Here is a 20167-nt window from a genome sequence, read left to right as displayed (position 1 = left end):
GTTCCGGGCGCCCTTCGGCGTATCCCGGTCGGCGTAACCGTCGTACGAACGGGTCGTTAAAACGTGCGAAAGTGCAACACACGATCGCATAGGGGATATGTGACTGCGAGATACACACGCGAACTCCTCGAAGAGGCCGCCGCCCAATGCAGGTCGCTCTCCGACGTGATCACCAGGCTCGGGGGAACGCCCACCAACGGCAGCCGCGCCTACCTGCGCAAGCTCATCAGCGCCTGGGACGTCGACTGCTCGCACTTCGAGCCCGAGGGAATCCGCCACACCGAACGCCGGTTGCGCGCCGTCGTTGGCGAGTCGACCAGCATCGCCGAGGTCGTGAGACGCCTGGGCGTCAGTCCGGTCGGCGGCAATCAGGCGCACATCGGGCGCCGCATCGCGCGGTTGGGAATCGACACCTCACATTTCACGCCGAACAGCGGTGCCCGCCGCCCGAGGCGGTCACTGAGCGACCGACTGGTACTCGGCACACCGAACGACGGGCGGATCCAGAGCGACCGTCTGCGCAGACACCTGCTCCGCCAAGGGCTCAAGGACCTGTGCGCGATGTGCGGCACCGGACCGGTGTGGAACGGTGCGCCACTGCGCCTGGAGGTCGACCACATCAACGGGGACTGGTGGGACAACCGGCCTGAGAACCTGCGGTTGCTCTGCCCGAACTGCCACGCGGCCACCGACACTTACCGGGGCCGCAAGCGCCGTGGGGCGGTGCGCTAGATGTCCCGTCTCTACGACAGTCCGGGCTACACCCGCACCTCGCTCACGGCCTGCGCTGCCCGGTCCCGCAGTCTCGTGGACATGCTCACGCGCCTCGGCCAACCCCTCGGCAGCGGCCCGCTGGGTTACCTGAAGGAGCGACTCCGGCACTACGGCATCGACACGGAACACTTCGTCGACGAAGCGCTGCCCAGCAGACCAGCCCGCAGGTACACGAGGTCGGTCCTGGAGGATGCCGCGGCCCGCTGCCGGTCCATCCGCGAAATCCTGGAACACCTTGACGTGCCTCCGTACGACAGTGCCTACCGGCACATCGAGCGCCGACTCGCCCACTTCGGGATCGACACCTCCCATTTCGCGCGACCGGTCGCCAAGGAACAACGGCCCATCGACGTGCACCGGCTGTGTGCGGCCGTCGCCGGGTCGACGAGCCTCGCGGGCGTCGTTCGCCTCCTGGACCTGCCGGACAACGGGACGACCAGGAGGCGGCTCAAGAGCCTCATCTCGGAGCGGGGGCTGTCGACGGCGCACTTCACGGGTCAGGCGCACGCTCGCGGCGTCCCCTCCACGCGCCGCAAATCGGCAAAGCAGATCCTGCGGCTGCTCGCCCCCGGCAGCCCGCGTACCGGTCGGCGCATGCTGCACCGCGCGCTCCAGGAGAAGGGCGTGCCCTATGAATGCGGTGCCTGCGGCACGGGCCCGGCATGGCAGGGGCTGACGATCACGCTCGAGATCGATCACGTCAACGGCGACCGACTGGACAACCGGATCGGCAACCTCCGATATCTGTGCCCCTCGTGCCACAGCCAGACCGCCGGCTTCGCGGGCCGCGCAGTCTCCGGCACCGTACCCGCGCAGGTGGGCTCCCCCACCAAGTAGAGTGGCGCCGCGGGCCCGTATCCCAGCTGGCCAAGAGGACGCCGGTTTAGATCCGGTGTGTCGTGGGTTCGAGTCCCACCGGGCCCACCGCCGGGGGCGCGACATCTCCAAGATGTCGCGCCCCTCGTCATGTCACCCCACCAGTTCCCGCACCACCGGCACCAGGCCCCGGAAGGCCAGGCCGCGGTGGCTGATGGCGTTCTTCTCCTCCGCGGTGAGTTCGGCGCAGGTCCGGGACTCGCCGAGCGGCTGGAGGATCGGGTCGTAGCCGAAGCCGTTCGCGCCGTGGGGCTCGAAGCGCAGCGTGCCGAGGAGGCGGCCCTCGACGACGCGTTCGGTGCCGTCGGGGAGGGCGAGGGCGGCGGCGCACATGAAGTGGGCGGCGCGGTGGGGGGTGTCGATGTCGGAGAGCTGGGCGAGGAGGAGTTCGAGGTTGGCGCGGTCGTCGCCGTGCTTGCCGGCCCAGCGGGCGGAGAAGATGCCGGGGGCGCCGCCGAGGACGTCGACGCAGAGGCCGGAGTCGTCGGCGACGGCGGGGAGGCCGGTGGCCTGGGCGAGGGCGTGGGCCTTGAGGAGGGCGTTCTCGGCGAAGGTGACGCCGGTTTCGCGGACGTCGGGGATCGCGGGGTAGGCGTCGGCGCCGACGAGCTCCACGCCGAGTCCGGCGTCGGCCAGGATGGCGTGGAGTTCGGCGACCTTGTGGGCGTTGCGGGTGGCGAGGACCAGGCGGGTGTGCGGCATGGTCCGATTATCCCGTCAGCCGGGGGTGCAGACCTTGGAGAGTTCGGATGCGGCGTCGGCGACGGGGGTGATGTCGGGGACGTCTCCGTTCTCGGCGGCCTTCTGTGCATTCTCGACGGCCTGCTGGAGGTCGTCGACGGCGGTGTTGACGTCGGCGTTGCCGGTCTTGTCGCCGAGGTCGGCGAGGTCGGCGGCGATCTGGTCGAGGGCGTTGGCGGCGTCCTGCGGGCTGTTGCCGGCGTTGCTGACGGCGTTCTGCAGGTTCTGGACGTCGGTGGCCACCTGGGCTGCGACGTTGGCGCAGTCGAGGGCCTTGTCGACGGCGTCGACGGCGCTGCAGCCGATGAGGACGGTGGTGCCGAGGGCGGCCGCGGTGGCGAGCGCCGCGAGGCGGCGGGTGCGTGGGTGCATACCTTTACATACGCACCGCGCCGTCCTCGGGTTGCGTTTTGCAGACGTGCTCTTTGTCAGTTCTTGGTGATCTGTTCGAGGTCGGTGAGGGCGGCGCGCTGGAGCGCGTCGAGTTCGGCGCAGCCGGCGACGGCGAGGTCGAGGAGGCTGTTGAGTTCCTTGCGGTCGAAGGGCTGGCCCTCGGCGGTGCCCTGGACCTCGACGAAGCGGCCGTCGCCGGTGCAGACGACGTTCATGTCGGTCTCCGCGCGGACGTCCTCCTCGTAGCAGAGGTCGAGCATGGGGACGCCGTCGATGATGCCGACGCTGACGGCGCTGACGGTGCCGCTGAGGGGCTGGGCCTTGGCGCGGACGAGCTTGCGGCCGTGCATCCAGGTGACGGCGTCGGCGAGGGCGACGTAGGCGCCGGTGATGGCGGCGGTGCGGGTGCCGCCGTCGGCCTGGAGGACGTCGCAGTCGAGGACGACGGTGTTCTCCCCGAGCGCCTTGTAGTCGATGACGGCGCGCAGGGAGCGGCCGATGAGGCGGGAGATCTCGTGGGTGCGGCCGCCGATCTTGCCGCGGACGGACTCGCGGTCGCCTCGGGTGTTGGTGGCGCGGGGCAGCATGGCGTACTCGGCGGTGACCCAGCCTTCGCCGCTGCCCTTGCGCCAGCGGGGGACGCCCTCGGTGACGGATGCGGTGCAGAGGACCTTGGTGTCGCCGAAGGAGACGAGGACGGATCCTTCGGCGTGCTTGCTCCAGCCGCGCTGGATGGTGACGGGGCGGAGCTCTTCGGGGGTGCGGCCGTCGATACGAGACATGGCGTCGAGCCTAGTCGTAGCGCGTCCCGGGGCCCGTGCCGGTCCGGGAACGGGCCCCTTGCGGGTGAGGTGGGGGTGGCCCCGGCGGTCAGCGCGGGGTCACATCATGTCCTCGATGTCGGCGGCGATGGGGTCGGCGTCGGTGCCGATGACGACCTGGATCGCGTTGCCCATCTTGACGACGCCGTGCGCTCCGGCGGCCTTGAGCGCGGCGTCGTCGACGAGCGAGGCGTCCTTGACCTCGGTGCGGAGACGGGTGATGCAGCCCTCGACTTCTTCGATGTTGTCGAGTCCGCCGAGCCCGGCGACGATCTTCTCTGCCTTGCTGGCCATCTGTACTCCTGGTTGGTCTCGGCCGTTCGGTCCGATTTCACACCGTAATGCAGTGGCGGACCGCTTTTGCGGGGATGCATGGGTGACGCAGCCGTGCCGCAACTGGTCTACACCACATTACCTGCCGGGAGGTAGTCCCATGGGTCCGGACGCCGCCGCCGCAGCCGCCCCGCGTCCGAGCCGGAAGTGGAGCGGTGTCCTGTTCCAGGGCCTGCAGAAGATGGGACGGAGTCTGCAGCTGCCGATCGCGGTGCTGCCGGCGGCGGGCATCCTGAACCGGCTGGGCCAGGACGACGTCTTCGGCCCGAAGGGCCTGGGCTGGGACAACGTGGCGAGGGTCTTCGACGGCGCGGGCGGGGCGCTGCTGGACGGTTCGCTGGGGCTGCCGCTGCTGTTCGCGGTGGGTGTCGCGATCGGGATGGCGAAGAAGTCGGACGGTTCGACGGCGCTGGCGGCGGTCGCGGGTTTCCTCGTCTACTACGGGGTGCTGCACCAGTTCCCGCAGGACTGCCCGCCGGGGACGGAGTTCCTGGCGACGAGCACCATCAGCGGGGCGTGCATCCCCCCGGGGACGCCGTCGGCGGCGGCTCCGGCGGCGTACCAGAACCCGGGGGTGTTCGGCGGGATCGTGATCGGGCTGCTGACGGCGTTCTTCTGGCAGCGCTACCACCGCACGAGGCTGGTGGACTGGCTGGGCTTCTTCAACGGGCGCCGGCTGGTGCCGATCGTCATGGCGTTCGTCGCGATCGTCTTCGCGGTGCTGTGCGTGTTCGTCTGGCCGCCGGTCGGTGCCGGGCTCACCGCCTTCAGCCAGTGGCTCACGGACCTGGGCTCGTACGGGGCGGGGATCTTCGGCGTGGCGAACCGGGCGCTGCTGACGGTGGGGCTGCACCAGTTCCTCAACGTCTTCGTGTGGTTCCAGTTCGGCAGTTTCACCAAGCCGGACGGGACGGTGGTGCACGGGGACATCACGCGTTTCCTGGCGGGTGACCCGACGGCCGGGCAGTTCACCTCGGGCTTCTTCCCGATCATGATGTTCGCCCTGCCGGCCGCCGCGCTGGCGATCACGCACTGCGCCCGCCCGGGCCGCCGCAAGGAGGTCGGGGGCCTGATGCTGTCGGTGGCGCTGACCTCGTTCGTGACGGGCATCACCGAGCCGATCGAGTACTCGTTCCTCTTCATCGCGCCGGCGCTGTACGCGGTCCACGCGGTGCTGACGGGGGTGTCGATGGCGGTGACGTGGGCGCTGGGCGTGCACGACGGCTTCAGCTTCTCGGCGGGGCTGATCGACTACGTCATCAACTGGCACCTGGCGACGAAGCCCTGGTGGATCGTCCCGATCGGGCTGGTCTTCGCGGCGGTGTACTACGTGCTCTTCCGCTTCGTGATCACCAGGTTCGACCTGGCGACGCCGGGGCGTGAGCCTGAGGAGGTCGCGGAGGAGATGGAGCGGGGCAACGTCAAGGCGTAGCGGGGGCGCCACGCTCAGGAGTGTGGTCTAGACCACACCGGAGGAGCCTTTCCTTGACGCGTCGCTTACATTTAATACTGGTCTACACCACTCGGTGGTTTAGACCAGGAGGACCCCCCATGACAACCGCCACCGCATCGGCGGCCCCCGCAGCGAAGAAGCGGGGCTCCGGCCTTTTCCAAGGCCTGCAGAAGGTCGGCCGCAGCCTGCAGCTGCCGATCGCCGTCCTGCCGGCGGCGGGCATTCTGCTCCGTCTCGGCCAGCCCGACGTCTTCGGCGCGGACGGCCTCGGCTGGGACAAGGTCGCCTCGGTGTTCGCCACCGCCGGCGGCGCCGTGTTCGACAACCTGCCGCTGCTGTTCTGCATCGGCGTCGCCATCGGCTTCGCCAAGAAGGCCGACGGCTCGACGGCCCTCGCCGCACTGGTCGGCTTCCTGGTCTACAGCAACGTCCTGAAGGCCTTCCCGGTCACCGAGGCCAAGATCCAGGCCGGCGCGGACATCCCCGCCACCTACAACAACCCCGGTGTGCTCGGCGGCATCATCATGGGTCTGCTCGCCGCCGTCCTGTGGCAGCGCTACCACCGCAAGAAGCTGGTGGACTGGCTCGGCTTCTTCAACGGCCGCCGCCTCGTGCCGATCATCATGGCCTTCGTCGGCGTCCTGGTCGGCGTGTTCTTCGGTCTGGTCTGGGAGCCCATCGGCGAGGTCATCAGCAACTTCGGCGAGTGGATGACCGGTCTCGGCTCTGTCGGCGCCGCGCTGTTCGGTCTGATCAACCGTGCGCTGATCCCGATCGGCATGCACCAGTTCGTGAACTCGGTGGCCTGGTTCCAGCTGGGTGACTTCACCAACTCCGCGGGCACCGTCGTCCACGGCGACCTGACCCGCTTCTTCGCCGGCGACCCGGGTGCCGGGCAGTTCATGACCGGCTTCTTCCCGATCATGATGTTCGGCCTCCCGGCCGCCGCCCTGGCCATCGCCCACACGGCCCGTCCGGAGCGCCGTAAGGCCGTCATGGGCATGATGATCTCGCTCGCGCTGACCTCCTTCGTCACCGGTGTCACCGAGCCGATCGAGTTCTCGTTCATGTTCATCGCGCCGCTGCTCTACGCGATCCACGCGGTGCTCACCGCGCTGTCCATGGCCGTGACCTGGGCCTTCGGCGTCCATGCGGGCTTCACGTTCTCGGCCGGCGCCATCGACTACCTGCTCAACTGGAACCTGTCGACCAAGCCGTGGCTGATCATCCCGATCGGGCTCGTCTTCTCGGTGATCTACTACGTGGTCTTCCGCTTCGCGATCACCAAGTTCAACCTCCCCACCCCGGGCCGCGAGCCCGAGGAGGAGAACGAGGACCTCGTCAAGGCGTAGCGCCCGGCGCGGCACACGACGAAGCCCCCGGAACCGAAGGTCTGGTTCCGGGGGCTTCGTGCTGCTTCGGGCGGGGGCGCTCAGACCTCGTAGACCGCTCCGGCCTTCGCCACCTCGACCGGGCCGTCGTAGACCTCGCGGGCGTGCTCGAGGTTGGTCCGCGGGTCGGTCCACGGCGGGATGTGGGTGAGCAGCAGCCGCCCGGCGCCCGCGCGGTCCGCGTACTGGCCGGCCTCGCGGCCGTTGAGGTGCAGGTCGGGGATGTCCTCCTTGCCGTGCGTGAAGGAGGCCTCGCACAGGAAGAGGTCGGTGCCCTCGGTGAGCGTCAGCAGCGCGTCGCAGGGACCGGTGTCCCCCGAATAGGTGATGGCGCGACCGGCGTGCTCGACACGGAAGCCGTACGCCTCGACGGGGTGGCTGACGACGTCCGCGGTGATGGTGAAGGGGCCGAGGCGGAAGGTGCCGGGTTCGAGGGTGCGGAAGTCGAAGACCTCGCTCATGCACTTCTCGTCGGGCACGTCCCCGTACGCGCTGGCCAGCCGCCGTTCGGTGCCCTCGGGCCCGTAGACGGGGATGGCGTGGGCGGGGCCGCCCTCGTGGCGGTAGTAGCGCGCGACGAAGTAGGCGCACATGTCGATGCAGTGGTCGGCGTGCAGATGGCTCAGCAGGATGGCGTCGAGGTCGTACAGACCGCAGTGGCGCTGCAGCTCGCCGAGGGCGCCGTTGCCCATGTCGAGGAGCAGCCGGAAGTCGTCGGCCTCGATGAGGTAGCTCGAGCAGGCCGATTCCGCGGACGGGAACGACCCCGAGCAGCCGACGACGGTGAGCTTCATGTGCAGAAACCTCCGTGGATTGTTCCGGGGGTCTTGCGTTGGCGCGCCACGACGCCCCCGCTCCGCAGGGGGAGGGGGGAGGGGCGGGAGCGACCCGCCATGTGCTCTTGAGCGTAAGGCGCACGGCGTGCGCGTGCTCCTCTGCGGAGCCCCGTTGTGGGCGGAATCACCAGTACGGCGCCCTCGTCGCCGGAAGTCCGGCGGGGCGAGGGCGCCGTGGGGGGAGGATCAGGCCCAGAGCTGGCCGTGCAGGGCGGCGACGGCCGCCTCGGTGGACGCGGCGGTGTAGATGCCGGTCGACAGGTACTTCCAGCCGCCGTCGGCGACGACGAACACGATGTCGGCGCGCTCCCCGGCGCGTTCGGCCTTGCGGGCCACGCCGAGGGCGGCGTGGAGGGCGGCTCCGGTGGAGACACCGGCGAAGATGCCCTCCTGCTGGAGCAGTTCGCGGGTGCGGCGGACGGCGTCCTCGGAGCCGACGGAGAAGCGGGTGGTGAGGACGGACTCGTCGTAGAGCTCGGGGATGAAGCCCTCGTCGAGGTTGCGCAGTCCGTAGACGAGGTCGTCGTAGCGGGGCTCGGCGGCGACGATCTGCACGCCGGGGACCTTCTCGCGCAGGTAGCGGCCGACGCCCATGAGGGTGCCGGTGGTGCCGAGCCCGGCGACGAAGTGGGTGACGGAGGGGAGGTCGGTCAGGATCTCCGGGCCGGTCGTGGCGTAGTGGGCGCCGGCGTTGTCCGGGTTGCCGTACTGGTAGAGCATCACCCAGTCGGGGTGCTCGGCGGCCAGTTCCTTGGCGACGCGGACGGCGGTGTTGGAGCCGCCGGCGGCCGGGGAGGGGATGATCTCGGCGCCCCACATCGTGAGCAGTTCGCGCCGCTCGGACGAGGTGTTCTCGGGCATGACGCAGACCATGCGGTAGCCCTTGAGCCGGGCCGCCATGGCGAGCGAGATGCCGGTGTTGCCGGAGGTGGGTTCGAGGATCGTGCAGCCGGGGGTGAGCCGGCCGGCGCGCTCGGCCTGCTCGATCATGTGGAGCGCCGGGCGGTCCTTGACCGAGCCGGTGGGGTTGCGGTCCTCCAGCTTGGCCCAGACGGACACCTCGCCGGAGGGTGACAGGCGCGGCAGCCGTACCAGCGGGGTGTTGCCGACGGCTGCCAGCGGGCTGTCGTACCGCATCAGCGCTCGCCGACGCGGTCGGCCGGCAGGCCGCTGCCGCCGGCGACCGCGGGGAGGATCGTCACGCTGTCGCCGTCGGTGAGCTTGGTGGCGATGCCGTCCAGGAAGCGGACGTCCTCGTCGTTGAGGTAAACGTTGACGAAGCGCCGCAGCTCGCCGCCGTCGACGATGCGCTCGCGGATGCCGGTGTGGCGGGTGTCGAGGTCGGCGAGGAGTTCGTCGACAGTGCTGCCGCTGCCTTCGACGGCCTTGGCGCCGTCGGTGTACGTGCGGAGGATGGTCGGGATGCGGACCTCGATGGCCATGCGTCGGCTCCAGTGGGTGCGTGAGTACGGCGGGAAGCGGGGTTGCGCGGGCTGACGGTGCTCAGGCGCACGTACATGCCGCGCTGGCGAGGCGGCACAGGTCGACGTGCAGCCGCGCCACGAGCAGCGTGCCCGGCGCCCTGTTGCTCACGTCGTGGGAAACCATGGGCTCATCGTATCGATTCCCCCCGGGCCCCAGAGACGGTCGTCCCAGGATACGGACCGTCGCGTCTCAGATGGACGGGTCGACGACCTCCACCGGCTCCTCGGTGACCTCGCCGTCCACGATGCGGAACGAGCGGAACTGGAAGGGGCCGGCGCCGTCGGTGTCGGCGGTGGAGACCAGTACGTAGTGGGCGCCGGGCTCGTTGGCGTAGGAGATGTCGGTGCGCGAGGGGTAGGCCTCGGTGGCGGTGTGCGAGTGGTAGATGACCACCGGCTCCTCGTCGCGGTCGTCGAGTTCCCGGTAGAGCTTGAGCAGGTCGGTGGAGTCGAACTCGTAGAACGTGGGCGAGCGGGCCGCGTTGAGCATCGGGATGTGCCGCTCGGGCCGGCCGCTGCCGGCCGGACCCGCGATCACGCCGCAGGCCTCGTCCGGGTGGTCGGCGCGGGCGTGGGCGACGAGGGCGTCGTGCAGGGCACGGGTGATGGTCAGCATGGTCGTCAGGATAGAGAAGGTGACCGCCGTACGGCTGTACGGCGGTCACCTGCTGAGACGCCGGGCCCGGGACTACTCCTGGGCGAGGGCCAGGGCGGGGTCGCCGGGGGTGCGCCGCTTGAGGACCGCGTAGCCGATGCCGAGCAGGGCCGACCAGACGAGCCAGACGTACAGGCCGAGGCGGGTGTCTGCGTCGGTCGCCATGAGGACGACGACGGAGAGCAGCGCCACGATGGCGATCCAGTTGGTGACCGGGGCGCCCGGCATCCGGAAGTCGGCGGCGGGCAGCAGCCCGGCGCGGACCTTGGCGCGGTAGCGCAGGTGCGCGGCGAGGATCACGATCCAGGTCCACAGGCCGGCGCAGGTGGCGACGGAGGTGATGTAGACGAACGCCTTGTCCGGGGAGACGACGTTGACGATGACGCCGATGCCCATGAAGAGGGTGGACATGACGAGCGCGGGCAGCGGGAGTTGCCGGTCGCTGAGCTTGGCCACGGCCTTGGGCGCCTCGCCGTTGACGGCCAGGCCGCGCAGCATGCGGCCGGTGGAGTAGATGCCGGAGTTGCAGGAGGACAGGGCGGCGGTGAGGACCACGAAGTTCATGATCCCGGCGGCGCCGGGGATGCCGACCTGGGCGAAGACCTGGACGAAGGGGCTGACGCCCGCGGTGTACTTGGTCCAGGAGAAGACCGACAGCAGGACGATCAGCGTGCCGACGTAGAAGATGCCGATGCGGACCGGCAGGGTGTTGATCGCCTTGCGCAGGGTCTGCTTGGGGTTCTCGGCCTCGCCCGCGGTGATGCCGACCAGTTCGACGCCGAGGTAGGCGAAGATCACGCCCTGCATGGCGAGCATGGCCTGCCAGGCGCCGTTGGGGGCGAAGCCGCCGTCGGCCCACAGGTGGGTGACGGATGCGGTGTCGCCGGCGGAGGAGAAGCCGAAGGTCAGGATGCCGACGCCGATGACGATCATCGCGACGATCGCGGTGACCTTGATCGTGGAGAACCAGAACTCCAGCTCGCCGAAGATCTTGACCGAGACGAGGTTGCCGACGAAGAGCACCACGAGGGCGACCGCGGCGGTGGACCAGACGGGGACCGACGGCCACCAGAAGTTGATGTAGGCACCCGCGACGGTGACCTCGGACATGCAGGCGGTGACCCACAGGGCCCAGTACGACCAGCCGGTGGCGAAGCCGGCGAACGGCCCGAAGAACTCACGGGCGTAGTCGGCGAAGCTGCCGGAGGTGGGGCGGTAGGTGAGGAGCTCGCCGAGGGCCCGCATGATGAAGAAGATCACGATGCCGGCGGCCGTGTAACAGGCGATCAGGCTGGGCCCGATGGCGGCGATGCCCTTGCTGGACCCGTAGAACAGGCCGGTGCCGATGGCGCCGCCGATGGCGATCATCTGGACCTGACGGGCGCTGAGTCCCCGCTTGTAGCCCTCTTCCGGCGCGGCCCCCGTGGCGCCGTCGCCGGATTCGTACTGCTCGACCTGCGTCGAGGTCATGGTGCTGTGCCTTTCTCCATGCCCGTCCGGCCGCGACGGCCCGGATCGGGTTCCGATCCCCCCGGATGGTGGAGGTGCACGCCGGGGTCAGCCGGCCACGCGACCGACCGGGACAGGGGTGGCGTCACGGCCGGTGGTCGAGGATTCGTATCACGGGGTGTGCGCCGGGCACGCAGCGCAAATGTGGCACATGGCACAGGAAGAAGCGGACAAAAGGTGCGCCGAATGGGAATGCGGTCCGCTGCGGTGACGTGATCGTTATCCGGAATTGAGCGTCGTCTGAGCGAACGGACGCCCCCCGGATCACGGCATGAGGGTCTCCACGAGGCTCTCCTGGAGCGCCCCGAGCCAGAGGTAGGCCATGACGAGCGGTTTGCGCGGGTCGGAGTCCGGCAGCCGGTACAGCTCGCTGTCCTCGTCCTCGCTGACCTCCAGCCGGGTCCCCATGGTCAGCCGCAGGTCGTTGAGGGTGCCGAGCCACCGGCGCGCCTGCTCCGCGTCGAGGCTGAGCACCGCTCCCCCGTCACCGCCGGGGGTCAGCGCGTCGAGGCTGCGGACGACGGCGAGCGCGTCGCCGCGCTTGCGGGTGCGCAGGTCGTTCTCGGTGTAGCGGCGGAAGTCCGAGGAGTCCGCCTCCTCCTCGTAGGCGTCGGGGAAGAGCCGGGCGAGCGCCGGGTCCTGCGGGGGCCGGGTGGGGCCCTCGGCGAACAGCTCGGCCAGTGGGTCGGCCGGTTCGGCGCCGTCGGCGGCGTCGCCGGGGCCGATCAGCTCCAGGAGCTGCACGGCCAGGCTGCGCAGGATGGAGATCTCGACCTCGTCGAGCGCGACGGCGGCGCCGCCTGCGGCGGCGGTCTGGAAGTAGCCGGGCATGTCGGTATCAGCCGTCCCTCAGGGGCTCGGTGGTCTTCTCGGTGGTCTCGCGGCCTCAGCGGTCCTGCGTCAGGGTGGCCCACAGCCCGTAGCCGTGCATGGCCTGCACGTCGCGCTCCATCTCCTCGCGGGTGCCGCTGGAGACCACGGCGCGGCCCTTGTGGTGCACGTCGAGCATGAGTTTGGTGGCCTTGTCCTTCGGATAACCGAAGTACGCCTGGAAGACGTAGGTCACGTAGCTCATCAGATTGACCGGGTCGTTGTGGACGACAGTCACCCAGGGAACGTCCGGGGACGGCACCTCGAAGGGGGCCTCGCTCGACTCGGTCCGTTCGATCTCTGCGGGGGCGACACTCACGGGACCCATGCTGTCACCAGACCGTGCCGACAGGGAAACCGGCCCTCCGAGAAATCGTCACTCTGACGAGAGTTGGGGGTAGCATCCTCGGACATGAGCACTGCAGACCTGGGGCTGCCCGTCACCGTCCCCTCCACCGCGCTGTTCACCGACCGGTACGAGCTGACCATGCTGCAGGCCGCGCTGCGCAGCGGCGCCGCCCACCGTCGTTCGGTGTTCGAGGTGTTCACCCGCCGGCTGCCCGAGGGGCGCCGGTACGGGGTGGTGTGCGGCACCGGACGGGTACTGGACGCCGTGGAGAACTTCCGCTTCGACGACCGCATCCTGGCCTTCCTGGAACGGGAGCGCGTCGTGGACGCGCCCACCCTGGAATGGCTGGCTGGCTACCGCTTCCGCGGCGACGTCCTCGGCTACCCCGAGGGCGAGGTGTACTTCCCCGGCTCGCCGGTCATGCGGATCGAGGGCACCTTCGCCGAGGCGGTTCTGCTGGAGACGGTGGTGCTGTCGATCCTCAACCACGACTCCGCGATCGCGGCCGCCGCCTCCCGGATGGCCGTGGCCGCCGGGGGCCGCCCGCTGATGGAGATGGGCGCCCGCCGCACCCACGAACTGGCGGCGGTGGCGGCCTCCCGCGCCGCCTACGTCGGGGGCTTCGCCTCCTCCAGCAACCTCGCCGCAGGGTTCCGCTACGGCCTGCCGACCATCGGCACCAGCGCGCACGCCTTCACCCTGCTCCACGACGACGAGCGGGACGCCTTCACCGCCCAGGTCGAGTCGCTCGGCCGGGGCACCACCTTGCTGGTCGACACCTTCGACGTGGCGACGGCCGTCCGGGCCGCCGTGGAGATCGCCGGGCCCGAGCTCGGCGCGGTGCGCATCGACTCCGGGGACCTGCTGCTGCTCGCCCACCGGGTGCGGCAGCAGCTGGACGACCTGGGGGCGAAGGACACCCGGATCGTGGTGACCTCGGACCTGGACGAGTACGCGATCGCCTCGCTGGCCGCGGCGCCGGTCGACGCGTACGGGGTCGGCACCTCCCTGGTGACCGGCAGCGGGCAGCCGACCTGCTCGATGGTCTACAAGCTGGTCGCCCGGGCCACCTCCGACGACCCGGGCGCGCCCCTGGTGCCCGTCGCCAAGAAGTCCATGGGCGGCAAGACCAGCATCGGCGGACGCAAGTGGGCGGCCCGGCGGCTGGACGCCGACGGGGTCGCCGAGGCCGAGGTGATCGGCACCGGACCGGTCCCGGGACCGCTGGCGGACCGGCAGTTGCTGGTGCCGCTGGTGCTGGGCGGCGAGACCGTGCACCGGGAGCCGCTGGACGCGGCCCGCACCCGCCACATCGAGGCGCGCGCCGCCCTGCCGCTGTCCGCGACCCAGCTGTCGCGCGGCGAGCCGGCGCTGCACACCGAGTACATCACCCACTGATCGGCCGGGGCGCCCTGCCGCGGCAGGGCCGCCGCTCACTACAGTCGAAGCGACAGCGACCGGAAGGGACCGACCACCATGCACCGCGCACTGATCGTCGTGGACGTGCAGAACGACTTCTGCGAGGGCGGCAGCCTGGCGGTCGCCGGCGGCTCCGAGGTCGCCGCCGCCATCACCGACCTCATCGGGGACGCCACGGCCGGCTACCGGCATGTCGTGGCCACCCGCGACCACCACGTCTCCCCCGGCGACCACTTCTCCGACCACCCCGACTACGTCCACACCTGGCCGGTGCACTGCGCCGCCGGCACCGAGGGCGTCGGCTTCCACCCCAACTTCGCTCCGGCGGTCGCCTCGGGCGCGGTGGAGGCGGTCTTCGACAAGGGCGCGTACGCGGGTGCTTACAGCGGCTTCGAGGGTGCCGACGAGAACGGCACCGGGCTGGCCCGGTGGCTGCGCGAGCGCGGGGTGGCGGAGGTCGACGTGGTCGGCATCGCCACCGACCACTGCGTGCGGGCGACCGCACTGGACGCCGTGCGGGAGGGGTTCCGCACCCGGGTGCTGCTCGACCTGACGGCGGGCGTCATGGCGAGGACGACCGAGTCGGCGCTGGACGAGCTGCGCGCCGCCGGCGCCGAACTGTCCGGAAAGCCGGTCGTCCGCGGACAGGCCTGACGGCCGGTGGCGGGAGGACGGCCCCCGGGGCCGCACCCCGGGTTCAGCGGCGCACCGTCGGGCCCAGCAGCGCCGCGATGGACTGCCAGGGGGCGGCGGGGGCCGAGGGGATGCGGCGCCAGACGAGGCCGTCGGGGTGGTGGAGGACGGCGTTGATCTCGTCGGACGTGGGGGGCTCCATGTTGCCGACGAGACGGACGGTCCGGAAGCCCAGGTTCCGCAGGCGGGTCAGTGCGCGCTGGCGGTTGGCCGAGACGACGAGGACCCTGATGTACTCGTCCGGGGCCCCGCCGGGCGAGGGCAACCGGAGGGCCACGACGACGTCGCCGCTCGGAAGCCTGGTGAAACCGCCGCTGGCCATAAGCACATGATCGGCAGATCGGCCCCCGTCCACCAGGGGACGGGGGCCGATCAGGTCACTTCGTGCGGAGCGTGATCACTTCTTGGAGGGACCCACCCGGACGGTGATGGTGCTGCCGTCCCGGGCCTCGTGGAGGATCGTGATGCTGGTGTTGCTCGGGGCCACCTTCACGCTGCCCGTGGGGTTCTCCGAGGACCAGTAGGAGTTCTTGTCGTCGAAGACCGTGTTGCCGGGCAGGCTCGGGAGCTTGGTGGCGACGCCGTTCTTGTGCAGGGTGATGGCGTCGGTGCGGGCCTTGGTGAACGTGGAGTCGTAGGACTGCACGCGGTTGCGCTGCAGCGTGCCGTCGCTCCACTTCAGCGCCTTGGGGTGGGCGTCGATCGGCAGGATCCGACCGGCGCCCGGGTGCGCGCTGACGTTGTTGTCGTTCATCGAGGTGTCCCACAGCCAGATCAGCAGGCCGTTCTGGTACGCGTAGTGCTCGACCCAGTTCTCCTTGGTGGTACCCCAGCCGAAGTTGTAGGGGCCGACCTTCAGGGTCGTGTCGTACGAGACGTACTGCCGGTTCTCCGCGATGTAGTACTGCGCGTAGTCCTCGGAGAACGTGGAGCCCTTGACCGTGAAGCCGTTCGCGGTCCAGCCGTTGTCACCGGCTTCGGCGCCGTCGCTGAGCAGGGTCGCCCCGTCGGCGGTCAGGGTGATCGCGTCGGCGAGGAAGCCCTTCTGGGCCACGCCACCGTCGGACTGGTAGCGGAAGCGGAGCTTGACCGACGTGCCCGCGTAGGCGTCCAGCGGGAGCACCATGTCCTGGTAGGAGGCCGCGGTGCCGGTCAGGGCCGGCTTGTCGCTGGCGTCGCGCGGGAGCGGGGCGCCGCCGATGGTGCCGTCGATCGCGGTCCAGTTGGCGCCGCCGTCGGTGGACACCTCGGTGTAGAGGTAGTCGTAGTTCTCCTCGATGTCGTACCAGCCCTTGAGGGACAGGCTCGCCGAGGTCTTGCCCGTGAGGTCGACGTCACGGGTGAGGGTGTTGCTCAGGTTGTCACCGCTGCCGCTCCACCACTGCTTCGCGCCCTCGGCCGGGGTCGCCAGCTCGGTGGTCACGGTCTTCTTCGGCAGCGTGACGACCAGGCCCTGCTTCCTCGCGGTGTTGTACTCCGCGACGCCGAGGGTGCTGATCCCGACCTTGCCGGCCTTGGCGGTGCTGTAGTTCAGCCAGCCCAGCTGCAGCTTGTCCCAGGCGGTCATGTCGCCGGGCAGGTCGCCGATGGTGTCCTTGCCGGTGCCGAGCCAGGAACCGGACGACATCAGCGTCCAGAAGCCGGTGGAGTTCTCGGCGGTGTTGGTGGTGTCGTAGTGGTCCGGCAGACCGAGGTCGTGACCGAACTCGTGGGCGAAGACCCCGAGGCCGCCGTTCTCCGGCTGGACGGTGTAGTCGCCGACCCAGACGCCGGTGTCGCCGATCTGGGTGCCACCGAGCAGGTTGCCCGCCGGGCCGGTGGCGCCGGCGTCCGTGCCGAACGCGTACCAGCGGTGGGCCCAGATCGCGTCCTCGCCCTGGGCGCCGCCGCCGGCGGACTCGTCCTCACCGGCGTGCACGATCTGGAAGTGGTCGATGTAGCCGTCGGACTCGTTGAAGTTGCCGTCGCCGTCGTAGTCGTAGCGGTCCCACTGGTCGTACTCGGCCAGCTTCGCCTTGATCGTGGCGGCGGAGTCACCGGCGGCCTTGCGCGCGTCGACCCACTTGTTCACCGCGTCCGCGACGAGGTTCCAGGTGCAGGTGTCGCACTTGTTGCTGCCGTACCGCGCCTCGTTCCAGTCGACCTTGACCCAGTCGGCGACCTCGCCGGCGACCGAGTAGCGGCCGGAGGACTGCTTCTCGTAGTACTTCGCCATCGACTCCTTGCCGGAGGCCTTGGAGAAGTACAGGTCCTGGAAGTGCTGCTTGTTGTAGTCCGCCTGCCACGCCGTGCTGTTGTCCTTGCGGCGGTCGGGCTTGGCTATCTGGTTGTGCGCGGGACCGGCCGTACCGCCGTACTGCGGGTCGGTCTTGGTCCCGAACTCGGCGAGGATCACGAAGATCTTGTCGGTCTTCTCGCGCCCGAGTTCGACGTACTTGTTCTTGCCGAGCTTGACCACGTCCGAGGCACCGCGGTCCTCGACCTTGGACTTGCCCGAGATGACCTGCTCGATCGCCTGCTGGCGCTGGGCGGACTGGCGCTCGCTCAGCGGGCCCTTCAGATCGTGCTCGACGCGCTCCGCCTTCGCCGGGTCGTGCCGCACGACGCGACCGGCCTGCGGGTCGGCCTGGGCTGCCGCGACGGGGAAGGCGGTGGCGCCTATTGCGGCGATCGCCACGGCCAGAGCGGCGGATCTGATGGTCCGTCGTTGGCTTATCACGATGTATTGACCTCCCTAGGGTGAAGCCATTGCACCGGAGTGACGGATGAAAAGACAGATCTTGACTTGGCCATGACCGACAAGTACGGTGAGCGACCGATCCGTTGCACATAGCGGACACATCGGTCTGCGCAACTCCATTTCGCCGCAGGTTCGTTGCGTCCCGGGGAAGATCGCGATGCGACCCCGTGCGCCCCCCGTGCTTCCGCACCGTGGGTTAGGTCACGCTTACCGGGCGTTCCGTGCGGGCATCTCGCACCGTAGAGTCGGTGGTTGGCGTGCCACGTCTGAACCACCGGGAAGACGGCCCTGGCCGACGCTCCGCCACAATCGTCGTATATGAGGACGGATCAGCCATGCCACGTCCCACCCCCGCCCAGCTGACCTACGGTTCCGCGACCGTGGTGCTCTCCACCCTCGCGATGCTGCTGCTCTCCGAGGCGAGATCGGGCGTCGCGGTGGCGGTCATCGCCGCGGCAGGACTGACGCTCGGTGTCCTGGTCGCCGTGACGGCGGCGATCCCGGCCGGCACGCGCCGCACGAGGCGCGAACTGCCCGCCGTACAGCAGCCGGTGCCACGACCCCGCGTCCGCGGCGCCGCCGAACCCCGGCTGGGGGAGCACTCGCTGCGGCGCTGAACCCGCACCCCCGCAGATCACGCCGACGGCCCCGGAGCATCCGCTCCGGGGCCGTCGTCTTCGTCAGTGCGGGTGTCAGGCCTGGACGACGACGGTCTTGGCCGCCTTGTCGTGCCAGCACTGGCGGTACGGCTTGTCCCACAGGTGCCACAGGACGTTGAGCAGCGACAGGATGGAGCCCACGCACGGCACGATGCCGATGAAGGAGTAGACCGCCGCGCGGCCCCAGGCGGCACTGCCGGGCGGGCTGCCGTCGGCCAGCTTGGCGACGCGGATCTTCATGACCTTCTTGCCGATGGTCTGACCCGTCGACTGGAGCATCAGGCCCTCGTACGCGAACGCGCCCGCGAAGACGAGCAGCTCGATGCCGAGGAACGCGCCGGTGTCCGTGAAGGAGGTGCTCGTGGCGACCATCAGGATGATGAGCGCGACGAGGAAGATGCCGCCGTCGATGAGCCGGGCGAGGAAGCGCTGGCCGCTGCCGGCCAGCGGGGGCATGCCCGCCAGGGCCGGGTCCGTCGGCATCTGGCCGTATCCGGGCCCCTGCTGCGGATAGGCGTAGGGCGACTGCTGCTGCGGGAACGGCTGCTGGTCGTAAGGGTTCTGGCCCTGGGGGTGCGGCTGCTGTCCGTACGGGTTCTGCCCGTACGGGTCCTGGCCCCCCGAGCCGCCCTGCGGGTAACCGTAGCCGGGCGGTTGATTCGAACTCATGGAGTGAGTAAATCAGCCGGGCATGACGGCGCATAGACGGTGATGGTCACGGCCCTGCGACGATCACCCCACAGCGTGCCTTACTCCACCGAAACCACCACGGTTTGCCCCGCTTTGTCGTGCAGGCACTGACGGTACGGCTTGTCCCAGGTGCACCAGAGCACTTCGATGATCCAGAAGATCTCACCACAGCACGGGATGATCGGCACCAGGGAGTAGACCGACTCCCGCTTCAGCGCCGCCGGGGCCGTCGGATTGGTGCCGTCGGCGAGCATGCCGACGCGCACCTTGAGCAGCTTCTTGCCGAGGCTCTGCCCGGAACGGGTGAGCATGAACACCTGGTAGGCCAGGTAGATCACGGCGTAGATGACGCCCTGGGAGAACACCGCGCCGGTGGCGTTGTAGTCGTAGTCCCAGATCAGCCCGGTGAGGCCGTAGACCGGGATGCCGATGATCAGCCCGTCGACGATGCGCGCGAGCAGCCTGCGCCCCCGGTGCGCCAGCGGGGGCATCCCGGCCAGGGGATCGGGCTCGCCCGCTCCGTACGGGCCACTGGCGTAGGGGTCGCCGCCGTAGCCCGGGGGCGGCTGGTCGTAGGGCGAGCCGCCGGGCGGGGGCTGGTACGGGGGCGGCGGGTAAGGCTGCTGCCCGGGCGGCGGCTGCTGCTCCGCAGGCGGCGGTGACTGCCCGGGCGGCGGCTGCGCGGGCCCGGACGGCTCCCGGGGCGGCTTGGCGAACGGGTCCTCGGGCTGGTCGGTGCTCATGCCCCGAGTGAAACCCGGACGATTCGGCCGCGCCTCCGGCGGGGGCCGTTCGGGTGTCAGCTGTCGCGGGCCACGAAGGTGCGTGCCGCCTTGTCGTGCCAGCACTGCCGCCACGGCCGGTCGAACAGGCACCACACCAGCCCGAGGAGGCCGATCACGAGCGCGTCCAGCACCGTGTGGGTGAGCCAGCGCAGCAGCGCCTGCCCGAAGCCGGGCTCGTACCGGCTCTCGACGTCCACCACGCGCAGGCCGAGCAGCTTCTTGCCCAGGGTGCGGCCCCACTTGGCGGTGGGCAGCACCTCGTACAGCACTCCGGTGACGAGCGCGACGGCGGCGAGGATGCCCAGTTGCACCCCCGTCGTGCCGTCGACCAGCCAGACCGTCACCTCCTCGCCGGTCAGCCGGGCGGCGTCCACCTTGTCGCGCAGGTGCTCGTACGCCGCCGTGCCCAGCGGCAGAGCGGCGGCCGCGACGACCGCGCCCACCACCGCGCTGTCGATCAGCCGGGCCACCAGGCGCCTCCCCGGCGACGCGGGGCGCGCCTGCCGCCGCGCGGGGGCCGACGGGTCGTCGGCCGCCGGCCGCCATGACCCGGGGGCGGCGGCCTCCCCGCCCTGCGGCGGGACCTGACGGGCCAGGTCGTCCACCTGCTGCGCCCCCGGGACGGGAGCGGGCCGCTGCGGCCCGCACAGCTCACGCTGGCGCGGCGCGTCCAGTGCCGGATCCGGCGCGCGCGGG

24 protein-coding genes and 1 tRNA gene are annotated in these 20167 nt (G+C 70.2%); 8 read left to right on the top strand and 17 right to left on the bottom strand.

Going from position 1 to position 20167, the window contains the following annotated elements:
• Positions 1-99 precede the first annotated feature (99 nt).
• The 3 genes from PV410_RS39740 to PV410_RS39730 all read left to right on the top strand — a co-directional run bounded on the left by PV410_RS39740 (position 100) and on the right by PV410_RS39730 (position 1698).
• Positions 100-732: an HNH endonuclease signature motif containing protein gene (locus PV410_RS39740; RefSeq protein ID WP_500331305.1), complete on the top strand. Its 633-nt coding sequence runs from the start codon at positions 100-102 to the stop codon at positions 730-732.
• Positions 733-1611, top strand: coding sequence for an HNH endonuclease signature motif containing protein (locus PV410_RS39735; RefSeq protein WP_500331303.1), 879 nt, complete (start codon positions 733-735; stop codon positions 1609-1611).
• A gap of 11 nt (positions 1612-1622) precedes the next feature.
• Positions 1623-1698, top strand: a tRNA-Leu gene (locus tag PV410_RS39730).
• A 45-nt stretch (positions 1699-1743) separates the two neighbouring features.
• On the opposite strand, the gene rdgB is transcribed toward PV410_RS39730, so the two are convergent.
• The 4 genes from rdgB to PV410_RS39710 form a co-directional block, all read right to left on the bottom strand.
• Entirely contained in the window at positions 1744-2352 is a 609-nt protein-coding gene (gene rdgB, locus PV410_RS39725; protein WP_500331301.1) for an RdgB/HAM1 family non-canonical purine NTP pyrophosphatase, read from the bottom strand.
• Positions 2353-2367: 15 nt separating this feature from the next.
• Complete coding sequence (locus PV410_RS39720; protein WP_500331299.1) at positions 2368-2763, bottom strand: hypothetical protein; 396 nt, start codon at positions 2761-2763, stop codon at positions 2368-2370.
• 56 nt (positions 2764-2819) lie between these two features.
• Positions 2820-3566 carry a ribonuclease PH gene (gene rph / locus PV410_RS39715; protein WP_500331297.1) on the bottom strand — a complete coding sequence of 249 codons (747 nt, stop codon included), beginning with the start codon at positions 3564-3566 and terminating at the stop codon, positions 2820-2822.
• A gap of 99 nt (positions 3567-3665) precedes the next feature.
• Positions 3666-3899, bottom strand: a complete 234-nt coding sequence (locus PV410_RS39710; RefSeq protein WP_499512074.1) for a PTS sugar transporter subunit IIB — start codon at positions 3897-3899, stop codon at positions 3666-3668.
• A 139-nt stretch (positions 3900-4038) separates the two neighbouring features.
• Between PV410_RS39710 and PV410_RS39705 the strand changes: the two genes are divergently transcribed.
• Positions 4039-5370 carry a PTS transporter subunit EIIC gene (locus tag PV410_RS39705; protein ID WP_500331294.1) on the top strand — a complete coding sequence of 444 codons (1332 nt, stop codon included), beginning with the start codon at positions 4039-4041 and terminating at the stop codon, positions 5368-5370.
• A 119-nt stretch (positions 5371-5489) separates the two neighbouring features.
• Positions 5490-6743, top strand: a complete 1254-nt coding sequence (locus tag PV410_RS39700; protein WP_500331293.1) for a PTS transporter subunit EIIC — start codon at positions 5490-5492, stop codon at positions 6741-6743.
• 80 nt (positions 6744-6823) lie between these two features.
• Here the strand turns inward: PV410_RS39700 and PV410_RS39695 are convergent, their stop codons facing one another.
• The 8 genes from PV410_RS39695 to clpS form a co-directional block, all read right to left on the bottom strand.
• The gene (locus PV410_RS39695) at positions 6824-7576 is read right to left on the bottom strand and encodes an MBL fold metallo-hydrolase (protein WP_500331291.1); all 753 of its coding nucleotides are present in this window, start codon (positions 7574-7576) and stop codon (positions 6824-6826) included.
• Between the two features lie 228 nt (positions 7577-7804).
• Positions 7805-8755: a PLP-dependent cysteine synthase family protein gene (locus PV410_RS39690; protein ID WP_499512078.1), complete on the bottom strand. Its 951-nt coding sequence runs from the start codon at positions 8753-8755 to the stop codon at positions 7805-7807.
• On the bottom strand, positions 8755-9060 hold the full coding sequence (locus tag PV410_RS39685) for a MoaD/ThiS family protein (protein WP_500331289.1): 306 nt from the start codon (positions 9058-9060) through the stop codon (positions 8755-8757). Before PV410_RS39685 ends, PV410_RS39690 begins: the two co-directional genes overlap by 1 nt.
• 61 nt (positions 9061-9121) lie before the next feature.
• Positions 9122-9226: a putative leader peptide gene (locus PV410_RS39680; RefSeq protein ID WP_500331287.1), complete on the bottom strand. Its 105-nt coding sequence runs from the start codon at positions 9224-9226 to the stop codon at positions 9122-9124.
• A 66-nt stretch (positions 9227-9292) separates the two neighbouring features.
• Positions 9293-9718, bottom strand: a complete 426-nt coding sequence (locus PV410_RS39675) for a M67 family metallopeptidase (protein WP_500331285.1) — start codon at positions 9716-9718, stop codon at positions 9293-9295.
• 72 nt (positions 9719-9790) lie between these two features.
• Positions 9791-11227 (bottom strand): amino acid permease, encoded by a 1437-nt coding sequence (locus PV410_RS39670; RefSeq protein ID WP_500331283.1) that lies wholly within the window; start codon positions 11225-11227, stop codon positions 9791-9793.
• Positions 11228-11530: 303 nt separating this feature from the next.
• A complete protein-coding gene (locus PV410_RS39665; protein ID WP_499512083.1) occupies positions 11531-12097 on the bottom strand; it encodes a DUF2017 domain-containing protein in 567 nt (188 codons plus the stop codon).
• A 55-nt stretch (positions 12098-12152) separates the two neighbouring features.
• Entirely contained in the window at positions 12153-12464 is a 312-nt protein-coding gene (gene clpS, locus PV410_RS39660) for an ATP-dependent Clp protease adaptor ClpS (RefSeq protein WP_499512084.1), read from the bottom strand.
• Between the two features lie 84 nt (positions 12465-12548).
• Here clpS and PV410_RS39655 point away from each other — a divergent pair, with 84 nt between their 5' ends.
• On the top strand, positions 12549-13883 hold the full coding sequence (locus PV410_RS39655; RefSeq protein ID WP_499512085.1) for a nicotinate phosphoribosyltransferase: 1335 nt from the start codon (positions 12549-12551) through the stop codon (positions 13881-13883).
• Positions 13884-13961: 78 nt separating this feature from the next.
• A complete protein-coding gene (locus tag PV410_RS39650; RefSeq protein WP_500331281.1) occupies positions 13962-14558 on the top strand; it encodes an isochorismatase family protein in 597 nt (198 codons plus the stop codon).
• A gap of 43 nt (positions 14559-14601) precedes the next feature.
• Here the strand turns inward: PV410_RS39650 and PV410_RS39645 are convergent, their stop codons facing one another.
• Both PV410_RS39645 and PV410_RS39640 read right to left on the bottom strand, forming a co-directional pair.
• Positions 14602-14919 (bottom strand): hypothetical protein, encoded by a 318-nt coding sequence (locus PV410_RS39645; RefSeq protein WP_499512087.1) that lies wholly within the window; start codon positions 14917-14919, stop codon positions 14602-14604.
• Positions 14920-14994: 75 nt separating this feature from the next.
• Complete coding sequence (locus PV410_RS39640; RefSeq protein ID WP_500331278.1) at positions 14995-17316, bottom strand: immune inhibitor A domain-containing protein; 2322 nt, start codon at positions 17314-17316, stop codon at positions 14995-14997.
• Positions 17317-17672: 356 nt separating this feature from the next.
• Here PV410_RS39640 and PV410_RS39635 point away from each other — a divergent pair, with 356 nt between their 5' ends.
• Positions 17673-17954: a hypothetical protein gene (locus PV410_RS39635; RefSeq protein WP_499512089.1), complete on the top strand. Its 282-nt coding sequence runs from the start codon at positions 17673-17675 to the stop codon at positions 17952-17954.
• 75 nt (positions 17955-18029) lie between these two features.
• Here the strand turns inward: PV410_RS39635 and PV410_RS39630 are convergent, their stop codons facing one another.
• From PV410_RS39630 to PV410_RS39620, 3 genes are all read right to left on the bottom strand, one after another.
• Positions 18030-18665, bottom strand: coding sequence for an RDD family protein (locus PV410_RS39630; RefSeq protein ID WP_499512090.1), 636 nt, complete (start codon positions 18663-18665; stop codon positions 18030-18032).
• Between the two features lie 80 nt (positions 18666-18745).
• Entirely contained in the window at positions 18746-19429 is a 684-nt protein-coding gene (locus tag PV410_RS39625; RefSeq protein ID WP_500331276.1) for an RDD family protein, read from the bottom strand.
• 56 nt (positions 19430-19485) lie between these two features.
• The coding region (locus PV410_RS39620; protein WP_500331274.1) for an RDD family protein at positions 19486-20167 on the bottom strand (682 nt) is incomplete at its 5' end.

Source organism: Streptomyces sp. PA03-5A, from assembly GCF_033792725.1.
Taxonomy (GTDB): domain Bacteria; phylum Actinomycetota; class Actinomycetes; order Streptomycetales; family Streptomycetaceae; genus Actinacidiphila.
Note: the sequence above shows the minus strand (reverse complement) of the source record. Positions and strands in the feature narration are given on the sequence as shown.